Here is a 12,497-nt window from a genome sequence, read left to right on the forward strand (position 1 = left end):
CACTTCGAATCTCGGGGCTTCATCTCGACACGGCTGCTAAGAGCGTGTCTCATGTGGATGAAGTGACTTGTGGGACATAATATGGCTCGTGGTAAATGACCTGTCTTTACGTTTGGTGCCGGATGCCTTGTGGGAGATGGTAGAACCGTTGGTTCCGCAGTTCACCGTCCGGCCGCAGGGCGGTGGCACCACGCCGGTCGACGATCGCGCGATCTTCACCGCGATCGTGTTCGTGTTGACGAGCGGATGCGCATGGCGACATCTGCCGCCGTCCTTCGGGGTCACTGTCCCGACGGCGCACCGCCGGTTCACCACCTGGGTCGAATCCGGACTCTTTGAGCGAGTCCATCAGCACGTACTCGACCACCTCGGCGGTGCCGGTGAACTCGACTGGTCGGCGACGATCCTGGATGCGGCAAGCGTCCGGGCAAAAAGGGGGGATCACTGACCGGTCCGAGTCCGGTCGACCGCGGCAAGAAAGGATCGAAGATTCACCTCTTGTCCGATGCGAATGGAATCCCGCTGGTCGTGGGTGTGTCCGGAGCGAATACCCATGACAGCACTCTGCTGCAATCCATGGTTGGTGCGATCCCGGCGGTGAAGTCTCGGCGCGGACCTCGCCGACGTAAACCGGACAAGCTTCGAGCAGACAAGGGTTACGACTACGACGTTCACCGTCGGTGGCTACGTGAGCGTGGAATCATACCGCGGATCGCCCGCCGCAGCATCGAGCGCAACGACCGACTCGGCAGGTGCCGGTGGAAGATCGAACGCACTATCGCCTGGCTCACCGGTTACCGACGTCTGACCATTCGCTACGAGCGCCGTGGTGAACACTTCGCGGGGTTCCTTCATCTCGCCGCCGCACTGGCCTGCTTCAAGAAACTCCCCACATGAGACAAGCTCTTAGTGAACGGCTCCGAGATCGTGACCCGTCGTTTTTCGGCTGTGGCGATGAGATTGTCGACAGCTTCCAAATTACTGAAGTCCGCGACGTTGCGGTTGTGCTGGCGGGGACGATGGATGAGAAGTTCCCCCACCTCCATCGTCTCGACGATGTGTTTGAGTCCGTTGAGGTGATCGGCGTCAGGGTGAGTAGAGATCATGATGTCGACGCGATCGGTGCGGTAGTGCGTCCGGATGTGCTCGACCATCTGTTCGCCGGTTGCGCCAAATCCGCTATCGATGACGAGGACGACCGTTCGCCCATCGTTCAACGTGAGCTGAGCGCTGATCGCGTCGCCACTCTTCGAGCCTGCGCCGGATTCGCTCTCTACGGGAAGGAAATCAATTTCGTACACTACTGCGGCACCCTCTCGAGGTTCGTCGCCGAACCGCACCGCGCGTTTGGTAGCGCAGCACGGCAGGTGGGATGGCGGCGATGAGTCCTCTCGTGCCATCGACGATCCCTACGCCAGCCCGGCTCCCGGACCGAACCAGGGATATCGACAAGTAGACGTTACACCTTTTGTATCTGACAGTTGTGGGTTTGACCTGGGGTGATGACATGTCCCGGGGTGGTTGTGGGGGGTGTGTGGGGCGCCGGCGGTTTTGGGTGCTGGCGGTGTGGCAGCGTAACAGTTTTCGGTTGCCCTGTTCCTCAAGTCATCCGGCATGCACTCATCGGAGCCTGTGCTCTAATTGGCTAGTGATGACCATCCCCAACTGTGGTGGCACCTGAACTGTGCGTTCCATCGGACGCCCGTGCGCGGTCGAGGCCCTCGCTTCTGCGGCATTCATTCCCCGGTTCATGCAGTGAGGCGACCTCATTTCGAGAGGATGATTTTATGACATTTGGCAACGACCGACGTATTAACGGAATCGGCGAGATGTTGATCAGTTCCCGATCGTTCAGCGAGTACCGGGCGATGTTCGACCTCACAAACAACGATCTATCCCTTCGGATCCTTGACTGCCCCGGCGGCGGAGCCGGGTTCGCCAGCGAAGCGAGCAGCTTCGGTGCTGATGTAACTGCTTGCGACCTAGCCTATTTCGAAAGCAGCGCGGACGAACTTGCTGCCTTCGTGACTTCCGAGGTGGATCGCGGGAATCGCTATGTCCGTGCACACGCGGAGCAGTACGAGTGGACGTTCTTTGCGGATCCCGACGAACATCGGCGCCTCAGGCAGCGCTCTGCCCAGCAGTTCGCTGCTCATATCCGCAGGCATCCCGACCACTATGTCCCTGGGCGGTTGCCGTCGCTGCCCTTCGCAGATGCCAGCTTCGATCTGGTGCTCAGCTCCCATCTGCTGTTCAGTTACGCCGAGCGCCTCGATCACACATTTCATGTCGACGCGATCTCCGAGATGATGCGCATCACCACCGGGGAGGTGCGTATCTTCCCGCTGGTGGCCGTGGGATCGGAGGAACCCTATCCCCGACTCGCTGAGTTGCTTTCCGATCTGCGTACTCGCAACATCGTTGGCCGAACCGTAGAAGTCGAGTACGAATTCCAACGAGGCGCCGATCATATGTTGGTGTGCCGCCACGGCCCATCTATCCAGTGAGAGATTTTTCGTGTTCCATTCACAGCCGGCGCGGGAGAGACCGCAAGCTCAGTATCCATGTGGGGATCATTCAACTTTCCGGCTGAGTGTTCACGTGCCAAAAATGAAAAGTGCTAGCCGATTTTGGGATGGCCGAATGTCCATTTGCGCAGCATTGTGACTGCGTTGCAAAGGAACGGGTTTCGACCGATGGCCTTCGATGAGTGCAGGTTTGGGGTCTCCAGTCCCGTTTGGAAGATGCATGGGAACTCGCATTCCATCGGTAGAACGGGTCAGTCAGTCCCTATGCCCGACCCAACCGCCGCACTGCATCCAATACGGGCTCAGCCGTATCGGCGCGTCCCCTATGTCGCACGTTCACCCATGTGAACCAGAAAGAACACCTGCGATCTGGTGTCCAGCGTTTCCCAATCCACTGTCCTCTTACCAGCGACGCTCATTTGCCTGGGAGAGATGGTTCGTAGTCGGCCGTCGTCACCAGGCGGTTGACAGCTTCAGACAGCAACTCGATTCCGTCGACCGAGAGTACGGATTCCGGGTGGAACTGGAAGGACTCAAATCCTTCACCTCGAATCGCGTTGACATGGCCCTCATCTGCTGAGACCAGTCCATCCGCAATATCTCCTGGAATAGCGGCGAACGTGTTGTAGAACCCGAGGGTTCGCTGTTCGCCGAATACGTGAACGGTCTTCTGCACGCCCTGCTGGGGCGGGTCCAAGTGTGTGATTTCCAAACCTAGCATTCTCGCTAGTACTTGATGACTCAGGCAAATTGCCAGGACCGGTTTCTTACGCGAAAGACGATCACGCAAAGCGCGTTCGACCGTCTCGATCCGGGAATCGCGTACTGAGGGATTACCTGGACCAGGACCGCACACGAGGAGATCGGCGTCAGATGAGTCGAAGTGCTCCCACCGAATGACGGTCACGTCCATTCCAAGATGGCGTAGTTGGTGCGCGAGCATCGCGGTCCATTGGTCCTCGAAGTCAACTACCACTACGCTTTTGGCGCACAACGCAGTTGGCGTAGATTGGGAATCGAGCCAAAACGATGCTAATTGTGAGTTGCGTTGTTGTAGCGCCTCCACCACAGGGGGAAGGCTGGACAGTTGGATTGCCTCGGCCGGCTTTGGTCTCGCTGTTTCAATACCCAACGCCGAGAGGACTCCACCCAGCTTTGAACGGGTTTCGTGCACTTCGTGTTCCGGCACTGAGTTCCGTACCAATGTTGCGCCAGCGGAGAGCTTCAGATCACCGGTGGGGGCTATCTCACATGTCCGGATCAAGATCGGGGCGTCGAGCGTAGTCACACCTTTGGACCGTTCGAACAACGCCAGGACCCCCGAATAGTAACCACGACCGGAGGTCTCATAACGTTTGATCACCTTGGACGCATTTTCGATAGGTGATCCCGTGACAGTGGGTGCAAACATTGTTTCCCGCAGTATGTCTCTCGGGTCTAGGAACGTTTCACCGACAAGTTCGTATTCGGTGTGTGTAAGATGGCCCATTTGCTTAATCTTCGGGCCGATGATGCGCCCGCCTTCGGTGCAAAGACGACTCATCATCTTGAGTTCCTCGTCGACCACCATAAGCAGTTCAGCGCTTTCCTTCGCATCGTCCAGGAAGTCTAGGAAGTCATCGCCATTCGGGCCCTCGACCGGGTGTCTGTAGGTCCCACTGATCGGATTCATGATCGCGGAAGTTCCGTCGTACCCCACGTGACGTTCCGGAGTTGCCCCAACCAGCGTGACCGAGGGGGTGTGCACGAAGAATGTCCAGTACGAGCCGGATTCATCTTGCAACAGCCGGCGGAAGATCTCCAGACCACTGACCAACGCGTCGTCCAACTGTGCCCGAAAGTCGCGGCGAATCACGAAGTTTGCGCCTGCGCCATTGCCAATCTCGTCGACGATGATGCGAGAGACAATCGAACTGTAGCGATCGTCGTCAGGCTCGAATCGTCCGTCATGAACCGCGAGTTCAGTAGGCAGAAGCGCAGACAATACGTCGTCGACGTTTACTTGAGCGTGCTCGCGGACCCGCAGACACAGCAATGGGGCCTTGTCATCGTGGCATACGAAACCTCGTTCTCGGATCTGTCGGAACGGGATCAATGCCAGCACAGCTGGACCATCAGCTCCAGGGCCAATCGGTATATCGGCAAGTGAGGGAACCGAGACGATGTCACCAACTAGTACGTAAACACCGGATTCACGGCTGATGATGGCAAACGGTTCGTTTCCGCGCAGAGCGTCGGACAACAGGGCGGTCATTACAAGGGTCCCTTTCGGACTACTTGCCGCTTTCGAGACACCCAAACATGCGGAATGGCCACCTCGAAAGGCGGCCACGGTCGGATACTGCGAACTGTGGGGCCCCTAGGAGGGGCGCCACCATGAGCCTGCGTTCGACAGCGATTCGTACATGGGAAAGTAGCGTACACCCTTTCGCAGTCAGATCTAGAGCGGCACGAAACCATCGTGCAGAGGGGCGTAGGTCCCGATAAATCCAGGCAACCGGCTGGGCAACTTCCCGCCCCAGCTGCTCGATAGGGGCGATCACCTATCGACTGAATTGCATCCTTGCGAGTCCGGGTTGCCTCTGCGGGTCTGTCGAATCGGATCGGTGAAGAGCTGGAGGGCAAATACGGTTGGTCCGAGGCAGTCGGCATGGACAAGTTTCGGTGCGGGGCAGCGCGCTTTGTTTGGTCGTGACGGTCAAGTCCAAATGTGTGGTGTGTAAGGACGGGCACTGCGTGATCTCCTCGTTCAGGCTGTCAGCGCTGCAGGGGTAGCCGAATTCATCTCCTCATCAATTGTGCTGTCGTCAACGGTTTCCGGAGCCACGACGGTCACTCGGGAGCGAGCCAGGACGTCCAGGCCGAGGTATCGGCGTCCTTCGGTCCATTCGTCGTGTTGCTCGGCAAGAACGGCTCCGACAAGCCGGATCAACGAGGTCCGGTCGGGGAAGATCCCGACGACATCGGTTCGACGACGAATTTCCTTGTTCAGTCGTTCCTGTGGATTGTTGGACCAGATCTGACGCCAGATCTCCTTCGGGAACCCGGTGAACGCGAGCAACTCGGCGCGGGCGTCATCGAGGTGTGCCGCTACCTTCGGGAGTTTGTCCGACAATGCATCGAGCATCCGATCATACTGTTCCTCAACGCCTTTCCGGTCTGGTTGATCGTAGATCGAGTGCAGCATCGTCTTTACCCACGGTCATTGCGCTTTCGGGGTGATCGACATCAAGTTCACCGTGTAGTGCGTTCGACAGCGTTGCCATGACGCCCCGGGCAGTGTCGCTCCGATCGACGCCACGAGCCCGGCGTGGGCATCGGAGGTCACCAACTTCACGCCGCTCAGGCCGCGGGCGACGAGCCCGCGGAAGAACGTCAACCAGCCGGCCTTGTCCTCCCCGGAGGAGACGTCGATGCCGAGTATTTCTCGGTGCCCGTCTTTGTTGATGCCGACTGCCAGCAGGGCATGCACGTTCATCACCCGCCCGTTCTCGCGCACCTTGAGTACCAGTGCGTCGGCTGCGACGAACGTGTACGGGCCTTGATCTAGAGGGCGGGCGCGGAACGATTCGACCTGCTCATCCAGGTCACGGGCCATGACCGACACCTGCGACTTCGACAAACTGTTGATGCCCAACGACTCGACGAGTTTTTCCATCCGCCGCGTCGACACCCCGAGCAGATAGCATGTCGCCACGACCGAGGTCAGGGCACGTTCGGCGCGTTTGCGGCGCTCGAGCAGCCAATCGGGAAAATAGGATCCTTGCCGCAGCTTCGGGATGGCGACGTCGAGTGTTCCTGCGCGGGTGTCGAAGTCGCGGTGGCGGTAGCCGTTACGTGAGTTTACTCGGTCGTCGGTGCGTTCGCCGTATCCGGCTCCACACAGGCTGTCTGCTTCGGCGCCCATCAGTGCTGTGATGAAGGTTCCGAGCATCGAGCGGAGCAGGTCGGGGCTCGCAGCGGCGAGTTGGTCGGACAGAAACTTTTCGGGGTCGATAAAGTTGTGATCGGTCATCGCGTGTTCTCTCTTCAGGTCGAGTTGGTAGCTCTCTTGAAGAATCACGCGGTGGCCGTCCTCATTCGGGTAACGACACGCCCGTAGTTTCAAGGCGACTGGTCGTACACCACTCTGCTGGACTCAACCGGGGAGTATTCGTTTGCGAAGCAAGTCAAATGAGTATGTCAATCTCATTCAGGTCCAGTGGGGCGGCTTGATCCGGACCCACCTTGCGGATGGGATCAGGCGGATTGCTGAGCTCGGGTATGAGCGAGCCGGTAGGAATCGGTGCCGGTTTCGATGATGTTGCCGCCGAACGTGAGCCGATCCACGATCGCCGCACAAAGCCTCGGATCGGTGAACGTTTTCGTCCAACCGGAGAAGGACTCGTTGGAGGCGATCGCGACGGAATTCTTCTCCTCCCGTTCGGTCAACATTTGGAAGAGCAGCTCAGCACCTCGCTTGTCGAGTTCCATGTAGCCGAGTTCGTCGATCAACAGGAGATCCACTCGGCCGTAACGGGCGATCGTGCGGGCGAGTTGTTTCTCGTCGGCGGCTTCGACGAGTTCGTTCACCAACCGGGTCGCGAGGACGTATTTGACTCGGTAACCGTGTTCGGCTGCTGCGGCGCCGAGCCCGATGGGTAGATGCGATTTCCCGGTTCCGGAGTCCGGCGATCAAGCACAGGGGTTGGCCTTTGCGGATCCAGTCGCCGGTGGCGAGGGCACCGATGGTGGCGGGGTTGATGTTGGGGTTGGCATCGAAATCGAAGTCGGCCAGCCATTTTTCGCGTGGGAACCCCGCTCCTCTGATTCGCCGCACCACACTTCTGCGGTCGCGGTCGTCGCATTCGGAGAGCAGAAGTTCCGCGAGGAATCCGTAGTAGGAGAGTTGGTCTTTGCGGGCTGCGGTGGCGGCGTCGGCGCCGACGGCGACGACGGCACGCATGGTGGGAAGCCGAAGTCTCCGGCAGGCTTGATCGACTGCGGCGGTGGCGGCTTCCTCGGTCAAACCTCGGCGGCGCAGCGTGGTGGACACTACGGCGGTGGGACGAACCATGTTCGGGCCTTTCTTTCACTCGGCTCGGGCGGCAGGTTGGGCGGGGCCTCGGCGTTCGGGTAATCGCAGTAGTTGGTCGTAGTGATCGACCGTCGGTGCGGGCCGGAAATCGGCCGGCAGGCCTGCGATGATCGCTGCCGGATCGGCGAGACGGCGCCTGGTCAGGCTGACAACGCGTTGCTCGCGGCCGTCGCGGCGAGCAACGAGATGACGAGCTGAACCGGACCCACCCGTGTTGGTATTCGATGATGCGTGTCGGCGGGCTTCGACCGCGACGACATCAGCGGTCACTGCGCCCACGGTCAGCGCTGCGTCGATGCCCGCGATCACGTCATCGGCGTTCATGGTGCGGTGCAGGAGCAGGACATCGATGAGTTGGCGGGTTCCGCCGGCGTCACCGTCGGTTTTGCGGGCCGCCGCCCAGAACGCGTCGTGAGCGGCGGTGAACGTCCAGTTTCTGCGGGCTGCGGCCAAAGCGCTCGCCCCGGGCAGGGCACCGGGTTTGGTGCGCAGTACTTCCAGGTAGTGGTCGAGATCGAGGCTCTGACCGCCCCGGGAGATAACCCGTTGATGGCGAGCGATCGCCGCCCGTCCGTCGAAGACCACCACCTCCGATGCGCGCAGTGATACTCGCACCTTCCTGCCGATGAAACGTGCTGGGACAGAGTATTTCGCCATCCGCGCCGTGATCAACGCACTACGATCGACCCGCGGTTCCAGCGACAACCCGGGATCGAACCCCTCGACTGGAACAGGCAGAAGAAGCGGTGCTTCGACGGCGAAGTCCTGCCCGACAGTGTGTATCCGGTCGTTGATGCGCCGGCCGTCATCGGCGGTATCCCAGCCACGGATCTTCTCGTTCAACTCGTCCAGAGAATTGACAACCGGCATCGGGGACAACCGATTTCGGCGAAAACGGCCCACCTCGCCCTCCACGCCGCCCTTCTCATGCGCCCCGGAGATACCAGGCTGGCAGTAAAACGGGTCGAACCCGAAATGCGAGCGGAACAGCACCCATCGCTGGTTCTCCACCCGCGCTCGGGATTGCCCGTAGATCACTTTCTGCACGGCACTGGTGAGGTTGTCGTAGCGGATGTGACGGGTCGCCGGCACCGCCGATCTCCTCGAACGCGGCGATATGTCCTTCGAGAAACGCTTCCTGCCCTTGCGTCGAGTACACGCGGTGCACGGATTCTCCCGAATGCGAGAGCCGGAAGGCGAACATGTGGCATTTCGTTTTCACCCCGGCCAAGATCACCCACACTTCACCGAAATCGACTTCCGCTTCGGCGCCGGGAGCGTGTTCTTGCGGGACGAATACTTCGATTCGGCGTCCGGCTTCGACGTCGATCTGCGCTCGCCGGACCCGCACGTAGTCACGCACCGTTGAATACGAAAGGTGCTGCGCTCCATGTTCGTCGGCAAGTCTGGCGAGGATTCGGCGGGCCGTGTGGCGTTGTTTTCGTGGTGCGTCGATACCGGCGGTGAGCATGGCGTCGATCGCGGCTTTGAACGGATCGAGCTTCGGTGAGCAGCGCACCGGAACTTTTCTTGGTGGCGGTTCCGCCTGCGCCAACGCCATCCGCACCGTTGCCCGGCCGACCTGGTGGCGGCGGGCCAACTGCCGGATCGAGCACTCCTCGATCCTGGCGTCACGTCGAATGCGGGCGAACAACTCCATCCGAGTCTCCATCACTGCCCTCCACCAGTTGCTGGCATCCGAAAAGCCAGATGGCACCAACTCTCAGATGGCACCAACTCTGAGGTGGGCTCAGTTCAAACCGTCACTACCGTTCCGGCGAGTCGCAGATGGGTCTGGGTCTAGCCGTCACGGTGGTCTCGACTCAAGCTGTCATAAACACCGTCACGGTGACGCGAAAGGGTCCTCAAGATCGCCCGCCAGCCCTACTACCGCTGGCTCGCGCACTCGGTCACCGACGCCGAACGCGTCGAGGCCTATCGCGCCGACGCGCTGTTTGATGCCCACCGCGACGACCCGGAATTCGGGTACCGATTCCTGGTCGACGAAGCCCGAGAGGCTATGGGTAATGATCGGATTGATGACCCGACGCCTCGCCCCACACACGGACGACGCCCGTGGCAGTCGACCCGCGCGACGTGACACTTTCAGAACACCTTCTTAATTTCGACCAAGCAACCCAGGATGTTCGCTGCCTGGAACGATTCCAGCTCGAATTCCGATCGCGCCAGCTTCGCCACGATTAGCGACGTCAAGTTTCTTGAGCACGCTCGCCACGTGAAACTTGATCGTGCTCTGGCTGATTCCGAGTTCCTCGGCGATGGCTCGGTTGCGCTTGCCCATTGCGAGGTGAGCAAGGACTTCGAGTTCGCGGGGATTCAGGATGGACAGCAAGTGTTCATGTGGTCGGACCGCTGGTGGATCCAGGGGGACGGTGAGGGTGACTCGGCTCCCCCATCCGGCGATGGACTCAATGACGATCTGGCCGCGTAGGGTCTGCAGCCGGCCGGAGAGCTGTCGTGTGAGGGCTGTTCGGTCGATCTCACCGGGTCCCTGATCGCGGACCTCGATCAGGACGTTGTCGCCGTCGCAGTCCCACGCGATCCTGAGTCTGGCCAGTACCGGTTGTGCGCCGAAGGCCAGTACGATTGCGCGGACCATCGCGCGTGCCGCATGCGCGACCTCGCCGGGAAGCGGACGGCCGTCTGCGGGCGGGTCGACGTAGTCCACGTCAACCTCTCGATGCCGTAGCAGGGGGCGCAGTTCGCCCTGAAGTCTGGCGAATGCGGTGGTGACTGCTTCTTCGGACAGGGCCTGATCGGCGGCGCCAGCTGATCGCAGAGCGATCAGGGCGGCTGATGCGGTCTCGCTGGCAGTGATGCGGGATCGGCGATCGTCGAGGTCATTCGAGCGGAGGGTGCCGAGGATCGACGACAAGGTCTCCTCGTGGACTTCGGTCAATGCGGCGATGGTGCGTGCGCGTTCACTCGATGCGGCCCGGGACTCAGCAAGATAGTCGGGGCTGGCTTGGGTGACCTGGTGCTGGATGGATGTCGCAACGATCCCGAATACAGCGGCGATCTGTTCGGGATCGGGGGCGGACGTCTGAGATGGCCGCGTGACCAAAACGAGCAGGGTGTCGCAGGTGTCGCGGAGGGCCCAGATGCGTCGGCGTCCACCCCCGAGCGAACGAATTCCGGCGACGACGCCACCGGGTTCGAGGGCTTGCTTGATCTCGTCGAGTTCTTCGATGGTGACCCGGTCAACAATGTCACGGTTTCCGGCGACTTTGCGGGGGCGCCCGGTGCATTCACGGGTAAAAATAACCAAGGCATCGTGGGGACACCGTTGGCGCAGGAAGCGGGAGAAGCGGGTCGCGATATCCGGGAGCGGTCCTGAGATTACCGTCCGCATCTCCGCCCAGGAGTCGATCTCCAACCGAACCGAGCCCTCCGCAACTACCACCTGCCCACCATATAACTGGTCTCCGCGACCGGTCACTGGCCAACCGGCTAGCCCGAACCGGCCGACCGACCGGGTGCCGCAGCGGACCGCAGTCGGCAGCCTTGGAATCAGATCCAGAGCCGCTTTCACCCGAGGAGGACCATGACCGTCATCGTCGAGCAGGCACGCACACGGTTCAGTGACGGGCGCCGCATCGTGCTCGATGAGAACGAGCGTCTACTCAATTCCGTTGCCGCCGAGCAGTGGGACCGCGCCGGTTCCTTTATCACCTCCGCGCGGGCGGTGTTCGTGATCGGCAACGGGCGCAGCGGCTTGGCCATTCAGATGGCCGCGATGCGGCTGATGCATCTGGGTCTGCGCGTGCATGTGGCTGGGGAGGTCACCGCCCCCGCCATCGGGGCCGGGGATGTGCTGATCGCCGTGTCCGGGTCGGGCTCCACCCCCTCGGTGGTCGGCGCAGCAGATACCGCGAACAAGGTGGGTGCCTCGGTGTTGGCGGTCACCACCACCCCAGACTCGCCGCTCGCCCAGCGCGCGGGCGAGGTTTTACTCCTGCCTGCGGCCGACAAACAGGATCACAGCGGCGCCGTCACCCGCCAGTACGCGGGCAGCCTGTTTGAACAGTCCGTACTACTCGCATTCGACGCCCTCTTCCAAGCTTTGTGGCGCAGTGCCGACCAGACCGCCGAGCGGCTGTGGGAACGGCACGCCAACATCGGCTGATCTGACATCCACCTAAATCCCCCGAAGATAGAAAACCAGGAGAAAACATGACGAAACTACAGGTCGCAGTCGATCTGCTCACGACCGCCGACGCCTTGGCGCTTACCAATAAGGTGGCTCCCTATGTCGACATCATCGAGCTCGGCACCCCGCTGATCAAGAGCGCCGGACTAAGCGCGATCAGCGCTATCAAGGCCGCTCACCCGGATAAAGAGGTCTTCGCCGACCTCAAGACCGCCGACGCAGGTTTCCTTGAGGCCGACCTGGCCTTCGGTGCCGGAGCGGACCTGGTCACCGTCCTCGGCGCCGCTGGCGACGCCACCATCAAGGGCGCCGTCGAAGCAGGCAAGAAGCATGGCAAGAAGGTCGTGGCCGACCTCATCGGCGTCGAAAATCGTGTCGAACGTGCCCGCGAGATCTCCAAGCTCGGTGTTGCGTTCGTCGAGATCCACGCCGGACTCGACGAGCAGGCTCAGCCCGGGTACTCCATCCAGACGCTGCTCGACGACGGCAAGATCGCAGGTGTCGCCTTCTCCGTCGCCGGTGGCGTGAAGCTCGATACGATTGCCGCCGTCCGTGACGCAGGAGCGGAGGTCGCTGTTGCAGGTGGTGCCATCTACAGCGCCGAAGACCCCGCCGCGGCCGCGAAGGCACTCAAGGACGCCCTCACCAAGTAGCCCGGAAACCACGAATATCCCCGAACACGAGCGTGTTCGGGGATATTCGTCGTCGCTCGTCAGCTACG

The 12,497-nt window shown here is 60.9% G+C and carries 8 protein-coding genes and 3 pseudogenes; 4 read left to right on the forward strand and 7 right to left on the reverse strand.

Annotated elements, in window-relative coordinates; genetic code table 11:
- Window positions 1-136: 136 nt before the first annotated feature.
- Window positions 137-897 (forward strand): IS5 family transposase gene (locus tag ABH922_RS27825; RefSeq protein WP_424810243.1). Its coding sequence is split into 2 segments (ribosomal slippage): window positions 137-422 and window positions 422-897, totalling 762 coding nucleotides; the frame shifts between segments, so codons are not numbered across the junction.
- Here the strand turns inward: ABH922_RS27825 and ABH922_RS27830 are convergent.
- Window positions 852-1,400, reverse strand: coding sequence for an MBL fold metallo-hydrolase (locus tag ABH922_RS27830; RefSeq protein ID WP_424810244.1), 549 nt, complete (start codon window positions 1,398-1,400; stop codon window positions 852-854). The genes ABH922_RS27825 and ABH922_RS27830 overlap by 46 nt on opposite strands.
- Before the next feature lie 387 nt (window positions 1,401-1,787).
- Here ABH922_RS27830 and ABH922_RS27835 point away from each other — a divergent pair, with 387 nt between their 5' ends.
- Window positions 1,788-2,507: a methyltransferase domain-containing protein gene (locus tag ABH922_RS27835; RefSeq protein WP_424810245.1), complete on the forward strand. Its 720-nt coding sequence runs from the start codon at window positions 1,788-1,790 to the stop codon at window positions 2,505-2,507.
- Window positions 2,508-2,943: 436 nt separating this feature from the next.
- Here the strand turns inward: ABH922_RS27835 and ABH922_RS27840 are convergent, their stop codons facing one another.
- The 6 genes and pseudogenes from ABH922_RS27840 to ABH922_RS27865 form a co-directional block, all read right to left on the reverse strand.
- Window positions 2,944-4,782 (reverse strand): anthranilate synthase family protein, encoded by a 1,839-nt coding sequence (locus tag ABH922_RS27840; protein WP_424810246.1) that lies wholly within the window; start codon window positions 4,780-4,782, stop codon window positions 2,944-2,946.
- A 495-nt stretch (window positions 4,783-5,277) separates the two neighbouring features.
- A pseudogene (locus ABH922_RS27845) lies at window positions 5,278-6,543 on the reverse strand (IS256 family transposase).
- Window positions 6,544-6,767: 224 nt separating this feature from the next.
- Window positions 6,768-7,584 (reverse strand): annotated as a pseudogene (gene istB / locus ABH922_RS27850) (IS21-like element helper ATPase IstB).
- A gap of 15 nt (window positions 7,585-7,599) precedes the next feature.
- Window positions 7,600-9,277 (reverse strand): annotated as a pseudogene (gene istA / locus ABH922_RS27855) (IS21 family transposase).
- A 171-nt stretch (window positions 9,278-9,448) separates the two neighbouring features.
- Entirely contained in the window at window positions 9,449-9,709 is a 261-nt protein-coding gene (locus ABH922_RS27860) for a hypothetical protein (protein ID WP_424810247.1), read from the reverse strand.
- A gap of 15 nt (window positions 9,710-9,724) precedes the next feature.
- Window positions 9,725-10,978, reverse strand: coding sequence for a LuxR C-terminal-related transcriptional regulator (locus tag ABH922_RS27865; protein WP_424810334.1), 1,254 nt, complete (start codon window positions 10,976-10,978; stop codon window positions 9,725-9,727).
- Between the two features lie 192 nt (window positions 10,979-11,170).
- On the opposite strand from ABH922_RS27865, the gene hxlB reads away from it, so the two are divergent.
- Window positions 11,171-11,752, forward strand: a complete 582-nt coding sequence (gene hxlB / locus ABH922_RS27870; protein ID WP_424810248.1) for a 6-phospho-3-hexuloisomerase — start codon at window positions 11,171-11,173, stop codon at window positions 11,750-11,752.
- Window positions 11,753-11,799: 47 nt separating this feature from the next.
- On the forward strand, window positions 11,800-12,429 hold the full coding sequence (gene hxlA, locus ABH922_RS27875) for a 3-hexulose-6-phosphate synthase (protein ID WP_424810249.1): 630 nt from the start codon (window positions 11,800-11,802) through the stop codon (window positions 12,427-12,429).
- The last annotated feature ends 68 nt before the right edge of the window (window positions 12,430-12,497 follow it).

Source organism: Rhodococcus sp. 27YEA15, from assembly GCF_049739425.1.
Taxonomy (GTDB): domain Bacteria; phylum Actinomycetota; class Actinomycetes; order Mycobacteriales; family Mycobacteriaceae; genus Rhodococcus_F.